Origin of the sequence: Sphingomonas citri, assembly GCF_019429485.1 — a bacterium.
GTDB classification, from domain to species: domain Bacteria; phylum Pseudomonadota; class Alphaproteobacteria; order Sphingomonadales; family Sphingomonadaceae; genus Sphingomonas; species Sphingomonas citri.
This window is the reverse complement of record NZ_JAHXZN010000001.1, coordinates 833,824-858,263: the sequence shown is the minus strand read 5'-3', so window position 1 is coordinate 858,263 and position 24,440 is coordinate 833,824. Positions and strand designations below refer to the sequence as shown.

Sequence of the window (24,440 nt, the reverse complement as noted above, 5' to 3'; positions counted from 1 at the left end):
CACCGATGGGGGCAGCCAAAGGAGACGAGCGGATGATCCTGACAGGTAAGAGCGCCGTGGTGACCGGGTCGACCTCGGGCATCGGTCTGGCGATCGCGCACGCGCTCGCCGCCGAGGGCGCTCGGGTCATGATCAACGGCTTCGGCGAGGAGGAAACGATCGCGACCGCGCTCGCCGAGCTCACGCGGGCGAGCGGCGCCGAGGCGCTGCACGATCCCGCCGATATGGCCCGCCCCGACGAGATCGCGGCGATGATCCAGCGAGCGCATCATGCCTGGGGCGGGCCCGACATTCTCGTCAACAACGCCGGGATCCAGTTCGTCTCGCCGATCGCCGACTTCCCGGCGGAAAAGTGGGACGCGATCCTCGCGATCAACCTGAGCAGCGCCTTTCACGCGATGCGCGCCGCGGTGCCGCACATGCGCGCGCGGGGCTGGGGCCGGATCGTGTCGACCGCCTCGGCGCACAGTCTGGTCGCCAGCCCCAACAAGTCCGCCTACGTCGCCGCCAAGCACGGGCTGGTCGGGCTGACCAAGACGGTCGCGCTGGAGACCGCGGCCGAGGCCATCACCGTCAATTGCGTCTCGCCCGGCTATGTCTGGACGCCGCTGGTGGAGCAGCAGATCCCCGCGACCATGGCGGCGCGCGGGCTGACGCGCGAGCAGGTGATCGACGACGTGCTGCTCGCCGCGCAGCCGACCAAGCAGTTCGTCACGTCGGAGCAGGTCGCCGCGCTCGTGCTCTTCCTCTGCGGAGACGCGGCGAGCGCGGTCACGGGCGCCAATCTGTCGGTCGATGGTGGCTGGACCGCGGCGTGAGGCGCACCATCGCGCTCGCGCTCGTCGCCGCGCTCTTCGGCTGCGGCAACAGCGCGGCGCCGCGGCTGATCCCGGTCGCTGCCGGCAGCGACTGGCGCCGGGTCGCAACGCCGAGCGACCGCGAGCGGCTGCGCGCGTGGCGCCAGACCTGGCAGCGCGCGCTCGCCGCCGCCCGCCGCGCCGCGCCCGAAGCGGTCGCCGCCCAAGGCGCGCTGTTCGACTATGACCGCGCGCTGGATCAGCCCATTCCTCCGCTGGGGAGCTACAACTGCCGCGTGTACAAGCTCGGCGCGCGGCAGCCGGGGCAGCTCGACTATGTCGATTATCCCGCTTTCGCCTGCCGCGTCGCGGCCGACGAGGGCGGTACGGTCCGGCTGGAGAAGCTCACCGGCTCGCAGCGCCCGACGGGGGTGATCTTCGCCGATAACGGGCTCCGCGCCGTCTTCCTCGGAGTCATGATCCTCGGCGACGAGGCGCGGCCCTATCCTTACGGTCGTGAGCCGGCGCGCGACCTGGCCGGCTGGGTCGAGCGGATCGGCCCGGCGCGCTGGCGCGTGGCGCTGCCGCAGCCGGCGTTCGAGTCGCTGCTCGACGTGGTGGAGCTCGTGCCAGCGAGGTAGGCCGCGGCTACCTTTCGGACTCGTCCGCCTTCTTCGCCGGTAGCGTGCCCGGCGTCGCCACCGGCGCCTCCACGGGCACCACGCCGTCGAGCGGCGGGTGCTCGGCGAGATAGGTCTTGCCGTCCTGCTCGATCACGCGAACCTGTGCCGGGTTGGCCGCCGCCACCGCGCGCAGGAAGCCCGTCGGCTTCTTCATCAGCTTCGGGAAGTCCACGGTCGTCAGCCCGGCGCGTCGCGCCGCCTCGCGCACGAACGTGACGCAGTTGCGCTTGCCGAGATTGTAGGTCGAGTCGCCCGTCGTCGCGTCCCATTCGCGCACCAGCGCGAGCACCGCGCCATATTGTGCATCGCTCAGCGTCACGGCGAAGCGCACCTTGCTGCCCTGCATGTAGCCGAGCTTGGGCCGCTCGATCCGCCCTGCGACGTTGCCGAAAAGGATCGCGGGCGTCACCGAGCGTGCGGTAAAGCCGTAGCTCGCGTCCACCGGCGCCCCGCCGGCGTCGAGCGTTCCGCGCAGCCGGAAGAAGGCGTGCGGGAAGTAATCGCCGAAGTCGCGGCTCCAGAAGGTCATCGTCACCGCCGCCTGCGCTGGCGAAACGGCGAGGGTGAGCAGTCCCGCCGCCAGCGCCGCGAGCGCGCGTGCGATCACGCCTTCACCTCGGCGGAAAGGGCGGCGGCGTCCTCGCGCCGCTCGGGCCGAATGTAGATCGACGAGAGCCGCGGTTCGGCCGCGCGCAGCTGATCCTCGATCGCCTCGATCATCCGCTCGCCTTCGCCCATCGTGAGCGAGTCGTCGAAGTCGGCGCTAATCGCGACGAAGATGCTGTCGGGCGCGGTGTGGATCGTGCGGACATGATTCACCGCGGTGACGCCGCGCTGGCGTTCCACCACCGCGCGCACCGTCGCGACCACCGCCGGGTCGGCGCGCTCGCCGATCAGCAATCCCTTGCTCTCGCGCGCGAGCAGCACCGCCACCAGCGCCAGGATCACGCCGATCGCGATCGAGGCGAGTCCGTCGATCCGCGGGTCGGCGTAGGCGTGGCTCGCCCAGACCCCGATCGCGGCGATGACGAGCCCGGCGAGCGCGGCCGAGTCCTCGAACAGCACCATGAAGCCGGGCGGATCCTTCGACTCGCGGATCGCGAGCCACCAGCCGGTGTCGCCCTTGGCCGCCGCGAACTCGCGCATCGCGATGAACCAGGAAGTGCCCTCCAGCGCGAAGGCGATCACCAGCACGATATAGTTGAGCATCGGGTCGGCGAGCGGCTCGGGTTCGCGCCAGTGCTTCCAACCCTCGTAGATCGACACGCCCGCGCCGACCGCGAAGATCAGGATCGCCACCACGAACGACCAGAAGTACAGCTCGCGGCCATAGCCGAACGGGTGCGCGGCGTCGGGCGCCCGGCGTGCCTTGCTCTGGCCGTAGAGCAACAGGATCTGGTTGCCGCTGTCGACCAGCGAGTGGACCCCCTCGGTCAGCATCGAGGACGACCCAGAGATCCCGGCCGCGACGAACTTGGCGATCGCGATGCCGACATTTGCCGCGAGCGCGCCGTATAGGACGATATTCTCGCGCACCCGCGCGGCGAGCGTGGCCATGCAGTCTCCTCGAAGCCGGCGCCGGACGCGTCGGTGATGGCGCCAACGCGCGAGCGCGACAAGGTGCCGCGTCCAAGCGACAGATGACGCGATCACTGTCGTTTCGGAGGCGATGTAAGCGTGTCCTTCATCACTCCTCCGCTACAAACTTCCTTCCGCGACAGGGCAGCAGGATTACATGGGGATCACCGTCTACGAGCCGGCATCAGTGCCGCCCGACGAGCCTGCGCGCGAGCGCCTGGTCGAAGGGTCGGGTGCGCTCGGCGTCCGCGAGGACGGTGCGCTGCAGTCGTTGGTCGAGGACGTGCGCGAGACGCTGCAGACCCATGCCGCGGCGGTGTCGATCGTCTACAAGGATTGGCAGTATATCATCGCCGGGGCGGGCTATGCCGCCGGCGCCTACAGCCGACGCACCTCGCTGTGTGGTCACGCCATCCTCTCGCCGGGCGAGGTGTTCCACGTCGCCGATATCGCAGCCGACCGCCGCTTCGCGGGCAACCCGGCGCTGACCGAGCGCGACTCGCTGCGATTCTACGCCGCGGCGCCGCTGCTCGCCGGGCCCGGCCTGCCGCTCGGCACGCTGTGCGTGTTCGATCGCGCGCCGCGCGCGCGCTTCTCGACCAGCGATCGCGGCTATCTCCGCCGCCAGGCCGGCATGGTGGTGGCGCGGCTGGAGCGGCTCCAGGTGCGCTGAGCCGGCTCAGCCCTGCTGCGCGGCGCGGTGGTGGCGGATGACCTCGTCGATGATGAAGCGCAGGAACTTCTCGGAGAACTCCGGATCGAGCTCGGCCTCCTCGCTGAGCCGCCGCAGCCGCGCGATCTGCGCCTCCTCGCGCCCCGGATCGGCCGCGGGCAGGCCCGTCGTCGCCTTATATTCGCCGACCGCCTGGGTGATCTTGAAGCGCTCGGCCAGCAGGCAGACCAAGGCGGCATCGATATTGTCGATGCTCTTGCGGTAGCGTTTCAGGACGTCGTCGGTCATCGCTGGCTCCCTCGCGTGCGCGGTCTCCTTGCTGATCGAGATGACGAACAGCAAGCCCGCGCTTGCGTTGCGCGCGTGCGACCCCCTAAGGGCGAGCGTAGATGAGCGCCACTCTCCACCGTCTCGCCGGCACGTCGCCGTCGCTCGATCCGATGATCGATCTGGTCGCCGAGGACATGGCGGCGGTCAATCGCGTGATCGTCGACCGCATGCGGTCGGAGATCCCGCTGATCCCCGAGCTCGCCGGGCACCTGATCGCGGGGGGCGGCAAGCGCTTGCGACCGATGCTGACGCTCGCGGGGGCGCGGCTGCTGGGCTATGGCGGGACTCGCCATCACCTGCTCGCCGCCGCGGTGGAGTTCATCCACACCGCGACCTTGCTGCACGACGACGTGGTCGACGGCTCCGACCTGCGCCGCGGCAAGCGCACCGCCAACATCATCTGGGGCAATCCCGCCAGCGTGCTGGTCGGCGACTTCCTGTTCTCGCGCTCCTTCGAGCTGATGGTCGAGGGTGGCAGCCTGCGCGCGCTCGAGATCCTGTCCAATGCCAGCGCGGTGATCGCCGAGGGCGAGGTCAACCAGCTCACCGCGGTGCGCCGGATCGACCTGGGCGAGGAGCGATACCTCGACATTATCGGCGCCAAGACGGCCGCTCTGTTCGCCGCCGCCTGCCGCATCGCCGCGGTGGTGGCCGACCGCGGCGAGGCGGAGGAGCTGGCGCTCGACTCCTACGGCCGCAACCTCGGCATCGCCTTCCAGCTGGTCGACGACGCGATCGATTACACCAGCGACTCGGGGACCATGGGCAAGGACGCGGGCGACGACTTCCGCGAGGGCAAGATGACCCTGCCGGTGATCCTGGCCTATGCCCGCGGCGGCGAGGACGAGCGCGCGTTCTGGCGCGACGCCGTCTCCGGGCGGCGCGCCGGTGACGAGGAGTTCGCCCAGGCGGTGGCGCTGGTGCGCCAGTCGCGCGCGGTGGACGACACCTTCGCCCGGGCGCGTCACTACGGCCAGCTCGCGATCGATTCGCTCGCCGCCTTCCCCGGGAGCGCAGCGAAGGACTCGATGATCGAGGCGGTCGAGTTCGCGGTCGCGCGCGCCTACTGAGCCGAGACTCGAGGGACGCTTAGGCCACTGCCGCCGCCCCGATCGTCTGGGGCGGCAGGCGCCGCAGCGACAGCGTCAGCCCCGCGAGCCACACCGTGCCGAACAGCACGTGCGCGACATTGGCGCCCATTGCGCCGATCCACAGCACCAGGAAGGGCGCGGTGAGATAGAAGGTCGCGGTCGCCGCGCCGACGACGCGCAGCACCGCCGACTGCGCCCCCCTGGCGAGCAGCGCCGCACGGCTCGCCGCGCCGCTGATCGTCAGCGACACTGCGAGGATCTGCACGGTCAGCAGCGGCGCCGCGGCGGCGAAGCCGGGGCCGGCGGCGAGCCGCAGCAGCGTCGGCGCGAGCAGCAGCGCGCCGAGGAAGCAGGCTCCCCCGAACGCCGCCAGGATCGCCTCGGTCTGCAGCAGCACGCGGTTGAACTGGCGCTGCTCGCCCGCCGCAGCGAGCCGGCTGAGATCGGGGTAGACCACCGATTCGACCTGGCTGCCGACCTGCTGGACGACGCGGCTGATCCGCTTGGCGATGTGGAAGAGGCCCGCCGAGACCGGGTCGGCGAGCCAGCCGACCAGCAAGGTGTCGACCTGCTGCGCGCTCGCCCAGAGGCTTAGCGACAGGTTGGAGCCGAGCGCGAAGCGCCACAGGCCGGGAAAACGCTCGCGCAGCCCTGTCAGCGAGGCGCGCCACAGCCGATGGCGTCCGGTCCGCCGCAGCAGCCACCAGGCGGTCCCGAAATTGGCGAGTGAGCCGAGCGCCTGAGTCACCGCCCAGATCAGCACGAAGCTCGCCAGCCCGGCGTTGGCCGCATAGGCAGCGGCGACGCAGGCGAGGCGGACGATGGCGTTGATCACCTGCACCCGCGCGACCAGCCGGAATTGGCCGGTCAGCCGGAAGATCGCGGTGCTGATACCGTTCAGGTTGAACAGCAGCGACACCATGTAGGCGAGGGCGAGCAGCACCGTGCCGCCGTCGAGGTGGAACAGCAGTCGGCCCGCCAGCACCAAAAGGCTCGCCACCGCCCAGGCGAGCGCGCCGCCGCCGAGATCCAGCAGCAGCCCGAACTTCAGCAGGCTGCGATAGTCGGCCTCGTGCTCGGGCGAGTCGAGCGCGGCGCCGTAGCGGATCAGCGGCTGCCATGACTGGAAGCTGAGCAGTCGCTCGCACGCCTGTCCGAGCGTCAGCACGAGTGCGAGCGCGCCGTAGCCAGCCGGTCCGAGCGCGCGCGCCGCGAGCCCGACGGTGATCAGCGTGATCCCCACCGTGGCCGCGGTGCCGGTCAGCAGATGCCCGACCGCCCGGACGCGCCGCTCACCAAGCAGCGCGCGCCACCGTGCCGGTGTGAGCGCCCATGTCGCCGCCGTCCTCAACCGCTCACCCGTCACGCCCGTCCCCCTCATACGGACCCGTTCTAGCGCATGCGGGCGGTCGCGGCGGCGTCCCGCGGGCGTAATCCCGAATCGCCGCCCGGTCGCGACGACGGCTTTGCTAGGATCGCGGCGACCGGGGGGACTGAACATGCCGATGACCGCAGCGCGCTTCTTCGCGGCCGATCCGAAGGAGATCTGGCCCGCGCAGGAGGACAGCTTCTTCAACGAGCTGCGCACCGATAATGCCACGTACAAGACGACCGCGCACGATCGTTTCGCCGATCTCGACGCCGCCTGTATCGCGCTGCTGCGCCAGTCGGCGCGACCGATCCGCGAGGTGCTCGACATCGGCGTCTCCTCGGGCACGACGACGCTGGCGCTGTACGACCGGCTTCGCGAGGCCGGGATCGACGCGCGCGTGACGGGGACCGACCGGTCGGTCAGCGGGCATCTCGTCCGCGTGCTACCGGGAGTGCGGACGCTGCTCGACGACGGCGGCGCGCCCATCCAGCACGATCTGTTCGGCCTGCCGGTTCGCCCGTGGTTCCGCCGCGCCGACCGCTACACCGGGATGCGCGGCGTACGCAGTGCGCTCAACGCCACGCTCGGCGGGCGCGCGCGGCGGCTGGTCGCGGCGGGCGCCTCCGGTGCCAGCGCGGTGCGGCTCGTCAGCCCGCGGCTGGCCGAGCGCCCGCGCGTGACGATCGAGTGCAACGACATCTTCGCGCCGACCGCGGCCTATCACCGCCGTTTCGACCTGGTGCGCGTCGCCAACCTGCTGCATCCCGGCTATTTCAACGTCGAGCAATTGCGGCTCGGCATCGCGCATACGGTGAGCTATCTCTCGGGTCCGGGCGCGTGGCTGCTGCTGGCGCGGACGCTCAAGCGGCGCCACGTCGCGACGCTGTTCCGCGTCTCGGACGACGGCGCGCGGCTCGAGATCGCGGATCGCTTCAACGGCGGCGCCGAGGCCGAGTGGCTCGCGCTGGAGGCATCACTGCCCGCCTGGAACAAGTGAGTGACGACGGTCTGTTTTCCGTTCGTCGGTGACCTGATCGGCGGCAGCCACGTCTCGGCCGCCGGGCTGATCCGGCGGCTCGATCGCGCGCGCTACACGCCGCTGGTGCTGTTGCAGCACCCCGACGGCGCGATGGCGCGCTTCTTCGCCGAGGCCGGGATCGCGACCGAACCCGCGCCGCTGTCGCCCGAGTTGGTGCACGGCCGCGCCGTGTCCCCCGCCGGGGCGGCGCGACTGGTCGCCACCTCGCTGCGGCTGCGCGACTATCTGCGCGCGCGCGGGATCGGCATCGTCCACAGCAACGACGGGCGCAGCCACGCGACCTGGGGGCTCGCCGCCAAGCTCGCGCGGGCGCGGCTGCTGTGGCACCACCGCGGGGCGCCGGACGCGATGGGGCTTCGCGTGGTCGCGCCGCTGCTCGCCGACCGGGTCGTGTCGGTGTCGGCCTTCTCCGCGCCGAAGCCGGGGCGCTACTCCGCCGCGGCGCGCACGCGCGTGATCCGCAGCCCGTTCGACCATCACATGCAGCATGACCGCGCCGAGGCGCGCGCCGCGCTCGCCGCGCTGATCCCGCCGGGCGGCGGGACGCGCTACGTCGCCTACGCCGGGGTGATGATCGAGCGGAAGCGCCCGCTGCTGTTCGTCGACGCGATCGCCGCCCTCAAGGCGCGCCGGCCCGAGCTCGACGTCGCCGGCGTGATGTTCGGTGAGGCACTCGACGGCATGGACGAGCAGGTGCGCGCGCGCGCCGCCGTGGCGGGCGTGGCGGACCGGATCCACCTGCTCGGTCACCGTACCCCAGGCGCCTATTGGCTGGCGGCGAGCGACGTGCTGATGGTGCCCGCGGTGGACGAGCCGTTCGGCCGCACCCTGGTGGAGGCCATGCTGGTCGGCACGCCGGTGGTGGCGACTCGGTCGGGCGGCAACGTCGAGGCGATCGCGCACGAGCGCACCGGGCTGTTGGTGGCGGCCGAGGACGCCGTCGCGCTCGCGGACGGCTGCGCGCGCGTGTTGGGCGAGCCGGCGCTCGCGGCGCGGATCGCGCGCGACGCCGCGACCGACGCGCGCGCGCGCTTCGGCGAGCAGGCGCATGCCGACGCGATCATGGCGGTCTACGACGAGATGCTGGCCGCCGGCGCCAGATAGAGCGTACCGCTGCCGTAGCGGTCGCTGAGCCACGGCAGTGTGACCCGGCGGTACCGGCGCGATCGTGCGAACGAGGCGAGCGGCCCGTCCAGCTTACCCTCGAACCCGACCAGCACCGCCGCCGGCGGCGACGCGGCGAGCAGCTCGTCGATCGTGGTCGGCGATACCCAGTTCGCATAATGGCGGCGCTGCCGCAGCGGCACGTAGTCGCCGACCCGGTACACCAGCGGCCCGGTGGCGAGCGCCGCCGGCACGGCCAGCCCACCCTCGACCGCGTAGAGCGGTGCCAGCGTCGCGATCGTCGCACCGCGGCGCTCGGCGCGGAGCAGCGCGGCGAGGCGCTGCCCCTGATCGTGCGTCACCGTGCCGGTCCAGCGCGCGCTGCGCACCGCATCGGGCCAGCCGAGCGCCAGCCGCGGCGCCGACAGCAGCAGCGCGCCGAGCAGCAGCAGCAGCGCGGCGGCGCGGGCGCGGCCCTTGATCCGGCCCGCCAGCGTGACCGCCAGCGCGATCGCGAAGGGGACCGGCGGCGCGTAATATTGCGGGAAGGCGGGGCTGGGCACGAAGGACACCAGCAGGCCGCCCACGAGCAGCGCGACGATCAGTCGGTGCGGCCAGCGCACCCGCGCCGCGCCATAGCCGCGCAGCCGCCACGCCGCGGTCGCCGCGAGCAGAAGCGCGACGGCGATCAGGCCGGCGGACGAGATCAGCCACACCTTGACGGCGAGCACGAGCTTGCCGGGCAGGTCGAGGATCTTGGCGCCGTCGAGATCGGCGTTGGCGGTCCAATATGCGACGTGGGGGCCGCTATGGTAGCCGAGCACGTGCGTGACGAAGCCGCTCGGGTCTTTCGTGAGATAGATCAGCGGCGGCAGCGCGCCGATAATCCCGCCCGCGACGAAGGGTAAGGTCACCCGCCGCATACGCGTCATCAGCGGCAGCCGCGCCGGGGCCAGCAGCGCGGCGAGCGCGAACGGCGGCAGCGCGAAGACGTAATTGGCCTTGAAGCCCGCGGCGACGCCGAGGCACAGCCCGCTCGCTGCCACCAGCAGCGGCGCGGGGACGTCGCGATCGGCGCCGGCGATCAGCAGGTAGGTCGCCATCAGCACGAAGGCGAGCGGCAGGAAGTTGTTGGTGACCAGCATCCCCGCCGGGCCGAGCAGCAGCGGATGGGTGAGCAGCAGCAGCGCGGCGAGCGCCCCGAGCGGCCACGAGCGGGTGAGCCGCCGCACCAGCAGCAGCATCGCCGTCGCCGCCACCAGCCAGCCGGCGAAGATCGTCAGCCGCCCGGCGAGCAGCACTTGCTCCGCGCCGGTCACGCGCAGCACCGCGTGCATCAGCAGCGGCAGATTGGGCAAATTGTTGAAGCCGTAATCGTCGTAGAGCCGGCCGCGCGCCAGCATGGTGGCGATCGGCAGGTACATCTGCTCGTCGTGGCGCAGCGGATAGGTCATCAGCCGGCCGAACAGCCCGACCAACGCCAGCCCGATCGCCACCATCGCCGCGAGCAGCGCGCGCGATCGCGTCGCCTTGCCCACGCGCGCCGGTACTATCGCCGCAGCCACACTCGCCATTCATCCGCCCCCGACCGCGTGTTCGTCGCGATCGTATCGGATGTCGCCACGAGACGAAGCGCGCGAGCGGAGCGGACGCGCGATCATTGGTGGTAGCGGGCATCGATCGCATTAGCCCGGTTGCGCCCGGTTTTACCCGCCTGACCGTGCGACTTCGCCGGCGCGATCTCGCATCGTCGCCGCGGGGACGAAGGGTTGGGGGCAGCCGATGGACGACGGGACGGCTCTGGCGATGGCGGAGGTGCGGGGCGACGCCCCGGCGCGATCCCGCCCGCTCGTCGTCGATCTCGACCATAGCTTGGTGCGGACCGACACGCTGCACGAGTGCCTGGTCACGCTCGTCTTCCGCTATCCCCGGCGGGTCCCGACGGTGGCGCGCGCGCTGGGGCAGGGCCGTGCTGCCTTCAAGCGCGCCGCGATGCTCCACGCCGGTCTCGACTGCGAGGCGCTGCCGCTCGATCCGGCGGTGGTCGAGGCGATCGCGCGTCGGCGTGCCTCGGGCGGCGAGGTCCATCTCGTCACCGCCGCCGACCAGCTCATCGCCGACGGCGTGGCCGCCGCGACCGGGCTGTTCGACAGCGCGACCGGCAGCGACGGCGCGGCGAACCTCAAGGCAGAGGCCAAGGCCGAGGCGCTCGCGCGGCGCTTCCCGAACGGCTTCGACTATGTCGGCGACAGCCTGGCCGACCTGCCCGTGTGGCGTCGCGCGGATGCCGCGCTGCTGGCGGGGGACCGGCGCGGCGTGGCGCGGCGGCTCGCGCACGAGCGGATCGTGCCCGAGTTGCTGCCGCGCCGTCCGGTGCGCGCACGCGACTGGGTGAAGGCGCTCCGCCTCCACCAGTGGAGCAAGAACCTGCTCGTGCTCGCGCCGATCGTGCTGAGCCATGAGTTCGTCGCGCCGGCGCTGCTGCTCCAGGCGCTCGCCGCCTTCGTGTTGTTCGGCGTCGTGGCTTCCGCGACCTATCTGATCAACGACCTCGCCGATCTCTCGGCCGACCGCCGCCACCCGAGCAAGCGCTATCGCGCGCTCGCCGCCGGCCTGATCCCGCTCGCCGCCGCGGTGCCGCTCGCGGCGGGGCTGCTGGGCGCCGGGCTGATCGCCGGCTGGCTGCTCGCGCCCGCGTTCGGCGCGGCACTGTCCTGCTACGCCGCCCTCACGTTGCTCTACTCCTTCCGGCTCAAGCGCGAGCCGCTGGTCGACGTCGCCGCCATCGCCGCGCTGTTCACGCTGCGCGTCGTCGCCGGCATGGTGGTAATCGGCCATCCTGTCTCGCTGTGGCTGGCGACCTTCACCGCGACGCTGTTCCTCTCGCTCGCGCTGGCGAAGCGCTCGGCCGAGCTGGTGCAGGCGGCGCGCAGCGGGCGGCCGGTGCACGGTCGCGGCTATCTCCCCGGCGATGAGCCGCTGACGCTCGCGCTCGGCGTCGCCGCCGGCGTCGTCTCGGTGCTGGTCATGGTCATGTATATGTCGGTCGACGCGATGCCGAGCGGGCTCTACGCGCTCGACGGCGCCTTGTACCTGATCCCGGCGGTGCTCTGCCTGTGGGTCATGCGCGTCTGGCTGCTCGCGCACCGCGGCGCGCTCGACGACGACCCGGTGATCTTCGCGCTGCGCGATCGGGTGAGCTGGTGGCATGCCGCCGCGGTGGCGGGATTATGGCTCGTCGCGGTGGGAGGAAGGGTCGCGTGACGCTGGCACTCTTCGCTCTCATCGTCGTCAGCGTCTCGCTCAACGCGCTCGCCCAGGTGGCGCTGCGCAAGGCGATGACCTTTCGCGCGCTCCCCGCGCTGTCCGAGCCGATCGCGCTCGGCACAAGCCTCGTCGCCAACCCGTGGCTGTGGGCGGGCATGGCCTGCTACGCCGCCAGCATCGGCCTGTGGCTAGTGGTGCTGAGCCGGACCCAGGTGAGCGTCGCCTATCCGATGCTGTCGATGGGTTATGTTCTCGCCGCGGTGCTGGGCGTGCTGTTCCTCAGCGAGACCGTGGGACCGGCGCGGGCGGCCGGGATCGCGCTGATCTGCCTCGGCGTGCTCGTCGTGGGGAAGACGGCGTGAGCCGCCGCCACGTCATCACCGGCGGCGCCGGCTTCCTCGGCGAGCGGCTCGCCGCCGCGCTGGCGGCGCGGGGCGAGCGGGTCACGGTGTTCGACCAGGTCGCGCCGCGTGCCGCGATCGACGAGGTGGTCCTCGGCGATGTCGCGAGCACCGACGACCTCGCGCGGCTCCGGCTCGGCCGCGACGACGTGGTGCACCATCTCGCGGCGCGCCAGTTCCACGGCGCGGTGCCGCGGCACGACCGCGACGGCTGGTTTGCCGCTGTGAACGTCGAGGGCACGCGCGCGCTGCTGGCGGCGATGCGCGCGGCCGGGACGCGCCAGTTGCTCTTCGTCTCGACCGACATGACCTATGGCGTGCCCGTCCACACCCCGGTGCCGCCGACGCATCAGCAGGTGCCGATCGGGCCGTACGGTCGCAGCAAGGTGGGCGCGGAGCGGCTGATCGCCGCCGCGGCGGACGAGTTCGGGCTGCGCGCCACCGTCTTCCGCCCGCGGCTGATCGCGGGGGCGGGGCGGCTCGGCATTCTCGCCAAGCTGTTCCGGTTGATCGCGCTGGGGCTGCCGGTGCCGATGATCGGCAGCGGGCGCAACCGCTACCAGATGATCGCGGTGGAGGATTGCGTTACCGCGCTGATCCGCGCCGCCGACCGTGGGCTGCCGCCGGGTCCGTTCAATCTCGGCTCGAGCGAGCCGCCGACGGTGCGCGATTTGCTGCGCTCGCTGATCGCGCGTGCGGGCTCGCGCTCGGTCGTGCTGCCGACCCCCGCCAGGCTGGTGCAGCGTACGCTGGCGACGATGGACCGGGCCGGCGTGCCGCTGCTCTACCCCGAACAGTTCGCGATCGCCGATGCGGATTATGTGCTCGACACAGCCGCGACCGGCGCCGCGCTCGACTGGTCGCCGAGCCGCCGCGACGCCGACATCCTGTTCGACGCTTATCATCATTTCCGCTCGCAGCCAGCGCGCGGGCACGACGCCCCGGCGGTGTCGCTCGCCGCGCCGAGCCGGGGCGTCAGCTAGGAGTGCGCGCGTGAGGTCGGCGTCGGTCGTGGGTAAGGGAGCGCGCGGCGAGCATGTCGTCGCCGCGCACGGGCTGCGCGGGCTCGCCTCGGCGATGGTGGTGTTCGCTCACATCATCGGCGGCCCGGCGCGCCACGTCTACGCCGACAACGCGACCTATGTCGCGCTCACACGGGCGCCCTGGCACGTCGCCACCTTCGGCGTGATGCTGTTCTTCGTCATCAGCGGTTTCGTCATCCTGCCGAGCTCGCTGCGCTACGCCCCCGGCGAGTTCGCGCTGCGGCGCGGGCTGCGCCTGTACCCGCTCTTCGCGGTCCTCTCGGTGCTGTTCGTCGCGCTCAACGCGGTGACTGACGCCTATCCCAAGATCAACACGCCGTTGGCGGTCGTCGCGGGCTTCACCTTCACCAATCTCTTCACCGGCACCGACCAGCTTACTCCCAACGCCTGGAGCCTGAGCTACGAGGTGATGTTCTACGCACTCACCTGCGCGGTGGTGACCCTGGCGGTGAAGCGGCGCGACCGGCTGACAGGAACACTGGCGGTGGCGGCGGCGCTGGCTTTCGTGCTTGCGTTCCCGATCGCGCTCTATTTCGTCGCCGGTGTCGCCATCCGGCTGCTGCGCTGGCGCTATCCCGACGGCAGCCGCGCGACGCGCTGGGTCGAGCTGCTCGCCTTCGCCGCGATGACGGCGCTGGCGAGCCACGCGCATTACGAGTATAGGTGGCGCGATTTCCGCGACCCGGTCGTGGTCCCGCTGATCCTCTCGACCGCCACCTACTTCTACTGCGCGGTGGCGCCGGGGAGCTGGACCGAGCGGCTGCTCGGCAACCGCGTCTTCGCCTACCTCGGCACGATCAGCTACAGCCTGTACCTGGTCCACCCCTATATCTATCTCGCGCTGCGCAAGCTGTTCGTGCGCCACGGCCTGTTCACCGAGGATCTGCTCCACTCGATGCTGCCCTTCGCGCTGCTGGTCGCGGGCGGGTCGCTGGTGGCGAGCCATGTCGTCCATCTCTGGCTCGAGCGCTGGCCCTACGAGCGCTTCTTCCGCCAGCGCATCTATCGCGCCGACCGGATCGCGCGCGGTGACGCGGCGACCGACGCCACCATGACGGCCCAGCGCGCGTGACCGCCGCCGCGCTCCCGTTGTCGCGGTCGCGGGGCGCGACCGGCGCTGAGGTGCCACGGCCGATCATCCTCGCGGTGGCGCTGTCCTCCTATCTGTCGTGGCGACCCTCGCTCGACATCATGTTCACGCTGAGCGACCTACTCTTCCTGCTCGGCCTCGGCCTGCTCGCCTCGCGCCACCGCCTCCCGCTGCAGCCGTTCGGCGCCTTGCAGCCGGCGTGGCTGATGTCGTTCACGGTGATGATGGCGGGGCTGCTGGTCGCCTCGCTCGGCGCGCGTGATCCGTCGCGCTGGCTGATCGTCGCCATGCAATATGCCTTCGCCTGGGTGGTGCTGCCGTTCGCGATCGCCGGCCATGGCCGCGCCTACGCCACCACGCTGGCGCGCGCGCTGGTGGCGGGGATGGTGGCGATGGAGGCGTTCGGCATCCTCATCTATGTCTCGTTCCAGGCCTCGTTCGAGGTCGCGCGCAAGGTGCTCGGGCTCGACTTCCTCTCGGGTAATCGCCGGCTCGGCGTGTTTGCCACCGATGCCAATTGGAACGGCGCGGCGATCGCCATGACCTTGCCCTTCGTCCTTTTCCTGTGGCGCGCCGGGCGGCTGCGCACCGCGGCGATGCTGGTCGCCTTCGCGGTGCTGCTGGTGTCGCTACTGCTGACCGCCTCCTTCACCGCTTTCTCCAGCGCAGCCATCGGGCTGGCGATCTTCGGCGTGATCGCGGGCATCCGGCTGCCGCGCTGGGTGGTCGGCGGGCTGTTCGCCGCCGCGCTGGTGGTGAGCCAGACCGGGCTGATGCTGCCCGAAACCTTCAACAAGCGAGTCGCCGGCGCGATCGAGAACGGCGACATCAGCGAGGCCGGCACGTTCACCGGCCGCGTCGCGCTGATCGACGACGCCTGGTCGATGATCGAGCAGCACCCGTTCAGCGGCGTCGGCGTCGACCAGCATCGCGTGATCAGCAAGCTGAAAGCGCCGGTGCACAATATGTATCTACTGGTCTGGGTCGAGGGCGGGTTGGTCGCGCTGCTCGGCTGGCTCGGCATGCTGGTGGTGCTGGTGATGGTGGCGCTGTCGACGCTGCGGCGCGAGCGCGACGTCGCCGGGCTGGTGCTGGCGGTACTGGTGACCTTCCTGATCTTCTCGGCCGCCAGCCCGCACATGTACGCGCGGCTGTGGTCGGTGCCGGTGATCCTGTCGCTGGCGATGGCGCACGGCGGTGCGGTGCGGCGGACGCCGCGCGCGGTGGCCGCGCTGCTCTCGCGCCGCGTCGAGGCGTGAGATGACGCGGACGCGCGTCCTGCTCATCGCCGCGTTGCTGCTGCTCGGCGCCCTGCTGCTCCCCGCGATCGAGGGCGGGGTCGCGGTGCCCGCGGCGGCGGAGGAGAGCTTCCCCGTCGACTGCGACACCAGTGACGCGCCGCACGCGCTTCCCGCCTTCCCGGGCGCACAGGGCTTCGGCCGCTACGCGCGCGGTGGCCGCGGCGGACGCGTGATCGCGGTGACGACGCTCGCCGACTCGGGACCGGGCTCGCTGCGCGACTGCGCCGAGGCGAGCGGCGCGCGTACCTGCGTCTTCAGGGTGAGCGGCACGATCGTGCTGCGCGACTGGATCAAGGTGACGCAGCCGTTCCTCACCGTCGCCGGCCAGACCTCGCCCGGCGGCGTCGCGCTGCGCAACGGCGCCTCGGGGAACGCGCCGATGCTGGTGCGCACGCACGACGTAGTGCTGCGCCACTTCCGCCTGCGTCCGGGCGCCTCGCCGCGCTCGTCGGACAACGTCGACACGATCCAGATCAGCGGCGGCGCGCATGACGTCATCCTGGATCATCTCTCGACCTCCTGGCCGACCGACGAGGGCATCAACATCGTCGGCGCCGGGCATGAGACCGGTCGCTGCGGGCAGACCCGCAATGTGACGGTGCAATGGTCGATCCTGGCCGAGGGGCTCAACCGCGCCAACCGTGGTCCACACAGCCGCGGCACCTATTTCGGCTATGGCGCGCACGCGGTGACGTTCCACCACAACCTCATCGCCAGCAACGTCCGCCGCAACCCGCTCGTCAACCTGCGCGGGCAGTTCGACATGATCGACAACGTGATCTTCAACTCGGTGAGCTACAACGCCGAGCTGTACACGCGCTTCGGCGACCTCGACGTCAACGCGATCGGCAACAGCGCGATCATGGGCCCCTCGTCCGAGGCGACGAAGCAGCTGTACCTCGTCAACTACTTCCGCGACTATCCGGCGCGTTTCCGGATCCACCTGCGCGGCAACCTCGACGTGCACCGGCTGGAGGATCGCGGCGACGAGCGGCTGGTGCTCGAGCCCGGCGACTGGCGCTACGTCTCGGCGGCGCCGATCGGCACGCTCTCGATGGCGGCGAGCGAGATCGACGACGCCGGCACCGCCTACCGCCGCGTCGTCGCCGCGGTGGGAGCAACGCGGCCGCGGCGCGACGCCGCTGACTCCCGCGTCGTCGGCGGTCTGGTCGCGTGTCGCGGCGCGGTGCTCGACGACCCGGCGCAGGTCGGTGGCTGGCCTGCGCTCACCGGCGGCGCCGCGCCGGCCGATCGCGACGGTGACGGCATCGCGGACGAGTGGGAACTCGCGCACGGCCTGTCGCCGTCCAACCCGAACGATCGCAACATGCTCGGCGGCGACGGCTATACCAAGCTAGAGGCTTATCTCTCCGAGCTGGCGGGGGATCGCGCAACGGTAACGGTGCAGCCGTCCCTGGTGCCGCGCCCCGCCTGCGGCCGCGCCATCGCCGACCCGGGGCCGCTGCCGTCGATCGCCCTCAGCGCGGATCCCGCGCAGGTGTCGGGCGGTGGCGCCGTGACGCTGCGGTGGAGCGGCGAGAATATCCGCTCGTGCAAGCTCGACGGCGCCGCCGCGGGCGAGGCGGGTGCGCGCGTCGTGAGAGTCAAGGCGACGCGGGTCTACGAGATCGACTGTATCGGCCGCTACGGCGGTGACGCGATCGACTCAGCGCTGGTGACGGTGCGCTGAGACGGACTACCCCTTCGGAGCCAACCTGCGCCCCGATACCCCACTTACCGCGATACCGCTTCGGACCTAATCTCCCGTCGCCGGTCACGCTGGGGGCGGACGGCGCTTTTCGGGGGAGGGGCGTATGGCGAACGGCGCGTTCACGAGCGCTGGCAGCGAGTTTCGTGTCAACTCGACATGGACCGGGGTGCAGACCGATCTGTCCTTCGCCGCGCTGGCGGACGGCGGCTTCGTCGCGATCTGGACCGACCTGAGCGGCACCGGTGGCGACTCGTCGGGTACCAGCGTCAAGGCGCAGCGCTTCGACTCGACCGGCGTCGCGGTCGGCGCCGAGTTCCTGATCAACAGCGCCACCGGCAACAACCAGGACCGCGCCAGCGTCACCGCACTGAAGACCGGCGGGTTCGTGGTGACGTGGAGCGATGCCAGCGGGCTCGGCGGAGACGCCGATCGCGGCTCGGTCAAGGCGCAGATCTACGACGCGGCGGGTGCACGCGTCGGCGGCGAGTTCCTCGCCAACACCACCACGGTGGCGGGCCAGTCGGACTCGACCATCACCGCCCTCGCGGGCGGTAACTTCATCGTCAGCTGGGTCGATGCCAGCGCGACCGCGCCCGACGCCAAGGGCAGCGGCGTGCGCGCGCAGATGTTCTCCGCCACCGGCACCAAGATCGGCGGCGAGTTCCTGGTCAACAGCACCATCACCGGCAGCCAGGTCGCACCGGCGCTCGCCGGGCTGGCCTCGGGCGGCTTCGTCTCGACCTGGATCGACTATAGCGGGCTCGGCGGCGATTCGAGCGGCACCTCGATCAAGGCGCAGCTCTTCTCCAGCAGCGGCGCCAAGCTGGGCGGCGAGCTGCTCGTCAACAGCACGACGCTGGGCGCGCAGGACCAGCCCGCGATCACCGCGCTCGCCGGCGGCGGCTTCGCGATCGTGTGGCGTGACAACAGCGGACTGGGCGACACCAGCGCCTCGGGGCTGCGTGGACAGATCTACGATGCCACCGGCGCTCGGACGGGCGGCGAGTTCCGCGTCAACACCACCACCTTCAACGCGCAGGACCAGCCGAGCATCGCGGCGACCGCCGACGGCGGCTTCGCGGTGAGCTGGCGCGACAACAGCAACACCGCCGCGGACGCCAGCGGTTTCGGCATCAAGACGCAGCTGTTCGACGCGGTCGGGCAGAAATTGGGCGGCGAGTTCCAGGCGAACGAGGTGGTGAGCGGCAACCAGGAGATGCCCGCGGTGACGGTGCTCGCCTCGGGCGCGCTGCTGGTCGGCTGGACCGACTACAGCACCGCCTCCGGCGACGTCGACGGAGGGCTCAAGGCGCGGCTGTTCGCGCCGACGACGCCCGCGATCACCGACATCGAGGTATCGCGCAACGCGCTCTCCGAGACCGAGGTGGAGAACAGCATCGTCGCAGTCTTCTCGGGCGTGGGCGCGCTCAACGCGAGCTACAGCTACCGCCTGGTGGATGATTCCACCGGCGGCGCCTTCGCGATCGAGGGCAACAAGCTGATCGTAGAGGACAGCCTCGCGCTCGACTATGAGACCAACCCAGTCGTCTCGATCACGGTGCGCGCGACCGACACGTTCGGCGACACGTTCGACAAGACCTTCACCTTCGGGCTGACCGATGCGGTCAACGAATATCGCTATTCCGGCGCGCCCGAAGTGCTGGCCAACACCAACATCGCCGCGAGCCAGCTCGCCCCCGCGGTGGCGACCCTGACCGACGGTCGCTCGGTGATCGTGTGGACCGACGGCAGCGGCGTCGGCGGCGACTCGAGCTCCTTCGGGATCAAGGCGCAGCTGATCGCGGCGGACGGCAGCAAGATCGGCGGCGAGTTCCGCGTCAACGCGCAGACGCTGGGCGCGCAGGACTCGCCGGCGGTGACCGCGCTCGCCTCCGGCGGCTTCGCGGTGACCTGGAGCGACGCCAATGCCGGCAGCGACGGCTCCGCCAGCTCGGTTAAGGCGCAGCTCTTCGACGCCAGCGGCGCCGCGGTGGGCGGCGAACTGCTCGTCAACACCGCCACGCTGAACGCGCAGAAGGCGCCGGTGATCGCTGCGTTGGCCAACGGCGGCTTCGTCGTGTCCTGGACGGACGCGAGCCTGCAGGGCGGCGACGCCAGCGCGACCAGCGTCAAGGCGCAGGTGTACGACGCCGCGGGCAACCATGTCGGCGGCGAGCTGCTCGTCAACACCGCCACCAACGGTGCGCAGGATTCGGCGGCGGTCACCGGGCTTCAGGGCGGCGGCTTCGTCGTGACGTGGCGCGACGGCAGCCTGCAGGGCGGCGACGCCAGCAAGGACGCGGTGAAGGCGCAGCTGTTCGGCAGCGACGGCAGCAAGATCGGCGGCGAGTTCCTGGTCAACACCGAGACCGCGGGCTCGCAGCAGGCACCGGTGGTGGCGGCACTGTCGACCGGCGGCTTCGCGATTGCCTGGGCGGACAACAGCTCGCGCGGGGCCGACGCCGACTATTTCGGCATCCGCTTCCAGCTGTACGACGCGGCCGGCGCCCGCGTCGGCGGCGAGACGCTGGCCAACACGACGACGCTGGCGGGTCAGCTCGCGCCGACCATCACCGCGCTCGCCGGCGGCAATTTCGCGATCGGCTGGGCGGACTATAGCGGCGTCGGCGCCGAGGTCGGCACCGCCGGGATCAAGGCGCAGGTGTTCGCCGGCGACGGCACCACGGTGGGCGGCGAGTTCCTCGTCAACCACCAGACGCTCGGCAGCCAGGTGGATCCGGCGATCACCGGCACCGGCGACGGCGGGTTCCTGGTGAGCTGGACCGATTATGGCGGGCAGGGCGGCGACGATCAGGCGACGGGCGTCAAGTACCGGCTGTTCGACCCGCTCGCCTCGCAAGGCACGCCGCCGGTGCTCATCGCGCGCGCCGACACGGTCGCCGCCACCGAGGACCAGACGGCGGTCATCGCCGCGGCGGCGCTGCTGGCGAACGACACTGACTCCAACGGCGCGCCCTTCGCGCTGACGGGAGTGGCGGCGCTGTCGGGCGGCACTGCCGCGATCAACGCCGACGGCAACGTCGTCTTCACGCCGCTGGCCAATTTCGCCGGCACCGCGCTGCTGACCTACACGATCGCCGACAGCGCGGGCGAGACCGCGATCGGGCGGGTCAACGTTCAGGTCGCCAACGTCAACGACGCGCCGGTGGCCGCCGCGGACCAGCTCTCGATCGACGAGGGCGCGACGAGCATCGCCGCGGCCGCGCTGCTCGCCAACGACCGCGACATCGATCCGGGCGACACGCTGCGCCTCACCGCGGTGGCGGGCACCACCGCCAACGGGCTGGCGCTGACGCTCGCGGGCACGGCGATCCAGGTGGCGACGCCGGCGAGCTACCAGGCGCTGCGCGCGGGCGAGACGGTGGTGGATCACTTAGATTATACCGTCGCCGATCACGCGGGGGCGACCTCCACCGCCTCGGTCACGCTCACCTTCGTCGGTGCCAACGACGCGCCCGCGGCGCTGTCGCTGGATCGCGCCCGCGTCGACGAGAATGCCGCGGCGGGCACGGTCGTCGGCACGCTCAGCGGCTATGACGTCGATCATGACGAGACGCTGCGTTACCGTCTGGTCGACGACGCCGGCGGGCGCTTCGCGGTCGACGCGATTACCGGCGCGGTGACGGTCGCGAACGGCGCGCTGCTCGACTACGAGACCGCCACCTCGCACCTGATCCAGGCGCGCGTCACCGACGCCGCCGGCGCGACCTTCGACGCCAGCTTCACCATCTCGCTCAACAATCTGCCCGAGCCGAAGAGCTATACCGGCAGCAACAGCGCCAACACCTTCATCGCGCCGACCAACGACCTGTGGACCATGCACGGGCTCGGCGGGAACGACGTGCTGACCGGCAACGCCAGCTCCGACGTGCTGTACGGCGACGCCAACAACGACATATTGGACGGCGCAGGCGGCGCCGACATGATGTACGGCGGGATCGGCTCCGACACCTTCTACGTCGACGACGTCGGCGATCGCGTGATCGAATATTACGGCGAAGGTACCGACCTAGTCTATACCAGCGTCGACTTCACGTTGGAGGCCAATGTCGAGCAGCTCACCATGCTGGGCAGCGGCAATCTCAGCGCCACCGGCAACGACTTCGCCAACACCATGACCGGCAACGCGGGCGACAATGTCATCCGCGGCGGGCTCGGCGGCGACCTGCTGATCGGCATGGAGGGCAACGACACGCTCTACGGCGAGGCCGGCGGCGACTATCTCCAGGGCGGGGCGGGGGCGGACACGCTCGTCGGCGGCGCGGGAAGCGACGAGCTGATCGGTGGCGCGGGTGCGGACCGCTTCGTGTTCGACTATCTCGGGGCGGCGAGCGAGCGCGACACGGTCAAGGACTTCGTCGCGGGCGAGGACAAGCTCGTGCTCGCTGGCGCGGTCTTCACCGCCTTCGCCGGGCGAACCGGCGCGATCTCGGCGTCCGAGCTGGCGATCGGCGGCGCCGCGACCACGGCAGACCAGCATCTCGTCTACAACCAGGCCACCGGCGCGCTCTATTATGACGCGGACGGCGCCGGCGGCGCGGCGATGGTGCAGATCGCGCTGCTGTCGACAAAGCCAGTGCTGGGAGCGACCGATTTCCACATCATCTGAGCCGCGCTCGATCGTCTTCGTGCTCGCCGGCCTCGGCGCCGGCGGTGCCGAACGCGTCGTCAGTCTGATCGCGGCGGCGCTGGTGCGCGGCGGCGATGAGGTGACGGTGGTGAGCTTCGATCGCCCCGCCGACCCGGTGTTCCACGCCTTCCCGGTGGGCGTGCCGCTGGTCCGGCTCGGCCTGCCGCCGGGAGCGGCGCCGGGGCCGCTGCTGGTCGCGCGCCGCGTCGTCGCGCTACGCGGCGCGCTGAGCGAGCTCCGCCCCGACGTGGTCGTGTCGTTCCTCACCAAGATCAACGTGGTGGCGCTGCTCGCCTCGCTCGGGCGGCGGCACCGGCTGATCGTGTCCGAGCGCAACAACCCGCGCGCGCAGCCGGCGAACCGCGGCTGGGGCATGATGCTGCGCGCACTGCTGCCGCGCGCCGACGCGATCGTCATGCAGACGCGGGCGAGTCTCAGCCTGCTCGACGCGCGGGCGCGGCGCCGCGCGCTCGTGATCGCCAATCCCATGGCGGCACCGGCGCGTGAGCGCCGGCCGGGCAGGACGATCGTCGGCGTCGGCCGGCTCGATCGCCAGAAGGGCTTCGATCTGCTCATCGACGCCTTCGCGCGGCTCGCGCCCGCGCATCCCGACTGGAAACTGGTGATCTGGGGCGAGGGGCCCGAGCGGGCTGCGCTCGAGGCGCGCATCGCCGCGCTCGGTCTCGGCGAGTGCGCCACGCTCCCCGGCAACAGCGCGGTCCCGGGCGGCTGGCTCGACCAGGTGGGGGTGTTCGCTTTGTCGTCGCGCTACGAGGGCATGCCCAACGTGCTCGGCGAGGCGATGGCCGCCGGTGTCCCCGCGGCGGCCTTCGCCTGCGCTTTCGGTCCCGACGAGATGATCGTCTCCGGCGAGACCGGGCTGCTCGTCCCCGCCGGCGACGTCGCCGGGCTCGCCGCCGCCCTGGAGATGTTGGTGGCGGACGCCGCGCTGCGCGAGCGGCTCGGGGCCGCGGCGCAGGCGGCGTCCGCGCGCTATGCTCCCACGGCGATCACCGCCGAGTGGCGCGCGCTGATCGACTCGCTGCTCGGCGCGCGCGGCTCAGTAGGTGAGCCGAAGTCCGAGCGTGGCAGTCCAGCGGCTGAACCGCTCGATCGGCTGGTCGGCGTCGCGGCGGGTGAAGCTGCCGTTGCCCAGCACGGCTAGGTGGCGGTTGAGCAGGTAGGTGCCCTCCAGCTCGGCGAAGCGGAAGCGCTGGTCACGGTCGATCGCGCCGCGATAGGCGATGTCGCGGATCCCCACCGCGGCGCGCGCGAGGACGTCGTGGCGCAGCTCCTGGTCGATCGCCAGGCTCAGCCGGGTATCGATCCGCCCGATCGCGCCGGCCCGGATCGTCGCCACGTCGCCGCGGAACGCGTCCAGCGTGATCGCCGTGCGCACGCGCGGCTGCCAGGTGAGCTGTCCGCTCGCGGCGAGCCCGGAGAAGGCGCGCAGCGTCGGGTCGGACGGGTCGGAGCGGAAGGCGCCGACCCCTAGCTCGCCCTGCACGCGCGAGCTGACGTCGAACGACACGCCGGCGAGCGCGCCCGCGGTCGACGCGTCGCGGTCGACGCCGTAGCGATCGACCCGAAGCCGCGCGTCGCGCCGCACCGCATAGCCCTGCAGATACACGCTGGTGCGTCCGCTCACCGCATAGGAGCCGCGCAAAGCGACGCGGTAGACCGCCAGGTCGCGGTCGGCGTCGGCGGCCGGGAGGAAGTTGTAATTGGTCGCGGTCGCGCTCGCGAGCATGCCGAGCCGCGCGCCGGTGAAGCGATAGTCGAGCCCCGCCTCGGCGACGTCGATCAGCGTCGGCCGGCGCCCGGCGCCGAAGTCCGCCTCGGGGTCGCTGCGCCGCTGATAACTGCGGTCGAACGAGGCGCGCGCGCGGATCGACTGGCGCGGCGCGACATCGCCGCGCCAGTCGGCCAGGCCACGGAAGGTGGTGACGTTCTCGCGATCGTAGCGGGCGTAGCGGATGAGGTTGGCATTGGCGGCGAGCCGCAGGTCGCTGCTCGTGGTCTGGCGCCGGCCCTCCAGCGCTGGCTGGAGATTGAACACGACGTCACCGATCTCGCCGTCCCGCGTCGCGAAGATGTTGTCGTTGTAGGTCGCGCCGAGGTCGACGCGCGGCGTCACCACGATCCCGCCGAGCGTCAGCGTGCGCGGCTCGTAGCCCGGGCGGGGCAGGTCGGCGATGGCGGTGGAGCGCTGCGGATCGGCGGGTGATTGCGCGCAGCACATCGCCCCGCCGGCGGTGAGCAGCACGCAGCGCAGCAGCTTCAGCGACACGGCGGCGCTCCCGCCCCGC

The 24,440-nt window shown here is 71.5% G+C and carries 20 protein-coding genes; 14 read left to right on the top strand and 6 right to left on the bottom strand.

The genetic code is table 11. The features are described 5' to 3' along the window. The first annotated feature begins 32 nt into the window (after window positions 1-32). Window positions 33-818, top strand: a complete 786-nt coding sequence (locus KZ820_RS04145; RefSeq protein WP_219747374.1) for a 3-hydroxybutyrate dehydrogenase — start codon at window positions 33-35, stop codon at window positions 816-818. Then, the gene (locus tag KZ820_RS04140) at window positions 815-1,438 is read left to right on the top strand and encodes a DUF4893 domain-containing protein (protein ID WP_219747373.1); all 624 of its coding nucleotides are present in this window, start codon (window positions 815-817) and stop codon (window positions 1,436-1,438) included. The genes KZ820_RS04145 and KZ820_RS04140 overlap by 4 nt, the downstream gene beginning before the upstream one ends. Window positions 1,439-1,445: 7 nt before the next feature. Here KZ820_RS04140 and KZ820_RS04135 read toward each other — a convergent pair whose 3' ends face one another. Together KZ820_RS04135 and KZ820_RS04130 are read right to left on the bottom strand one after the other, a co-directional pair. Then, complete coding sequence (locus KZ820_RS04135) at window positions 1,446-2,087, bottom strand: hypothetical protein (RefSeq protein ID WP_219747372.1); 642 nt, start codon at window positions 2,085-2,087, stop codon at window positions 1,446-1,448. After that, window positions 2,084-3,037: a cation diffusion facilitator family transporter gene (locus KZ820_RS04130; RefSeq protein WP_219747371.1), complete on the bottom strand. Its 954-nt coding sequence runs from the start codon at window positions 3,035-3,037 to the stop codon at window positions 2,084-2,086. Before KZ820_RS04130 ends, KZ820_RS04135 begins: the two co-directional genes overlap by 4 nt. 178 nt (window positions 3,038-3,215) lie before the next feature. On the opposite strand from KZ820_RS04130, the gene KZ820_RS04125 reads away from it, so the two are divergent. Next, window positions 3,216-3,731 (top strand): GAF domain-containing protein, encoded by a 516-nt coding sequence (locus KZ820_RS04125; protein WP_219747370.1) that lies wholly within the window; start codon window positions 3,216-3,218, stop codon window positions 3,729-3,731. A 6-nt stretch (window positions 3,732-3,737) separates the two neighbouring features. On the opposite strand, the gene KZ820_RS04120 is transcribed toward KZ820_RS04125, so the two are convergent. After that, the gene (locus KZ820_RS04120) at window positions 3,738-4,019 is read right to left on the bottom strand and encodes a chorismate mutase (RefSeq protein WP_183920961.1); all 282 of its coding nucleotides are present in this window, start codon (window positions 4,017-4,019) and stop codon (window positions 3,738-3,740) included. A 101-nt stretch (window positions 4,020-4,120) separates the two neighbouring features. On the opposite strand from KZ820_RS04120, the gene KZ820_RS04115 reads away from it, so the two are divergent. Beyond that, complete coding sequence (locus tag KZ820_RS04115; protein ID WP_219747369.1) at window positions 4,121-5,131, top strand: polyprenyl synthetase family protein; 1,011 nt, start codon at window positions 4,121-4,123, stop codon at window positions 5,129-5,131. Between the two features lie 19 nt (window positions 5,132-5,150). On the opposite strand, the gene KZ820_RS04110 is transcribed toward KZ820_RS04115, so the two are convergent. Continuing rightward, window positions 5,151-6,533, bottom strand: coding sequence for a lipopolysaccharide biosynthesis protein (locus tag KZ820_RS04110; RefSeq protein WP_219747368.1), 1,383 nt, complete (start codon window positions 6,531-6,533; stop codon window positions 5,151-5,153). A gap of 118 nt (window positions 6,534-6,651) precedes the next feature. On the opposite strand from KZ820_RS04110, the gene KZ820_RS04105 reads away from it, so the two are divergent. Then, the gene (locus tag KZ820_RS04105) at window positions 6,652-7,521 is read left to right on the top strand and encodes a hypothetical protein (protein ID WP_219747367.1); all 870 of its coding nucleotides are present in this window, start codon (window positions 6,652-6,654) and stop codon (window positions 7,519-7,521) included. Next, window positions 7,522-8,667 carry a glycosyltransferase family 4 protein gene (locus tag KZ820_RS04100; protein WP_219747366.1) on the top strand — a complete coding sequence of 382 codons (1,146 nt, stop codon included), beginning with the start codon at window positions 7,522-7,524 and terminating at the stop codon, window positions 8,665-8,667. It begins immediately after the preceding gene. On the opposite strand, the gene KZ820_RS04095 is transcribed toward KZ820_RS04100, so the two are convergent. After that, entirely contained in the window at window positions 8,634-10,241 is a 1,608-nt protein-coding gene (locus KZ820_RS04095) for a hypothetical protein (RefSeq protein WP_219747365.1), read from the bottom strand. The genes KZ820_RS04100 and KZ820_RS04095 overlap by 34 nt on opposite strands. Before the next feature lie 208 nt (window positions 10,242-10,449). On the opposite strand from KZ820_RS04095, the gene KZ820_RS04090 reads away from it, so the two are divergent. From KZ820_RS04090 to KZ820_RS04055, 8 genes are all read left to right on the top strand, one after another. Further along, window positions 10,450-11,931: a UbiA family prenyltransferase gene (locus KZ820_RS04090; protein ID WP_219747364.1), complete on the top strand. Its 1,482-nt coding sequence runs from the start codon at window positions 10,450-10,452 to the stop codon at window positions 11,929-11,931. Continuing rightward, window positions 11,928-12,296, top strand: coding sequence for a DMT family transporter (locus tag KZ820_RS04085; RefSeq protein ID WP_183920954.1), 369 nt, complete (start codon window positions 11,928-11,930; stop codon window positions 12,294-12,296). The genes KZ820_RS04090 and KZ820_RS04085 overlap by 4 nt, the downstream gene beginning before the upstream one ends. Then, complete coding sequence (locus KZ820_RS04080) at window positions 12,293-13,318, top strand: NAD-dependent epimerase/dehydratase family protein (protein WP_219747363.1); 1,026 nt, start codon at window positions 12,293-12,295, stop codon at window positions 13,316-13,318. The genes KZ820_RS04085 and KZ820_RS04080 overlap by 4 nt, the downstream gene beginning before the upstream one ends. A 28-nt stretch (window positions 13,319-13,346) precedes the next feature. Continuing rightward, on the top strand, window positions 13,347-14,450 hold the full coding sequence (locus tag KZ820_RS04075) for an acyltransferase family protein (protein ID WP_219747362.1): 1,104 nt from the start codon (window positions 13,347-13,349) through the stop codon (window positions 14,448-14,450). A 50-nt stretch (window positions 14,451-14,500) separates the two neighbouring features. Beyond that, on the top strand, window positions 14,501-15,727 hold the full coding sequence (locus tag KZ820_RS22120) for an O-antigen ligase family protein (protein ID WP_219747361.1): 1,227 nt from the start codon (window positions 14,501-14,503) through the stop codon (window positions 15,725-15,727). A 1-nt stretch (window position 15,728) separates the two neighbouring features. Continuing rightward, entirely contained in the window at window positions 15,729-17,459 is a 1,731-nt protein-coding gene (locus KZ820_RS04065; protein WP_219747360.1) for a hypothetical protein, read from the top strand. Window positions 17,460-17,583: 124 nt separating this feature from the next. Then, entirely contained in the window at window positions 17,584-22,110 is a 4,527-nt protein-coding gene (locus KZ820_RS04060) for a beta strand repeat-containing protein (protein ID WP_219747359.1), read from the top strand. A 19-nt stretch (window positions 22,111-22,129) separates the two neighbouring features. Then, window positions 22,130-23,296 carry a glycosyltransferase family 4 protein gene (locus KZ820_RS04055; protein WP_308462118.1) on the top strand — a complete coding sequence of 389 codons (1,167 nt, stop codon included), beginning with the start codon at window positions 22,130-22,132 and terminating at the stop codon, window positions 23,294-23,296. Here the strand turns inward: KZ820_RS04055 and KZ820_RS04050 are convergent. Beyond that, window positions 23,192-24,421 carry an outer membrane beta-barrel protein gene (locus tag KZ820_RS04050; protein ID WP_219747357.1) on the bottom strand — a complete coding sequence of 410 codons (1,230 nt, stop codon included), beginning with the start codon at window positions 24,419-24,421 and terminating at the stop codon, window positions 23,192-23,194. The two genes, KZ820_RS04055 and KZ820_RS04050, sit on opposite strands and share 105 nt — an antisense overlap. Window positions 24,422-24,440 lie beyond the last annotated feature (19 nt).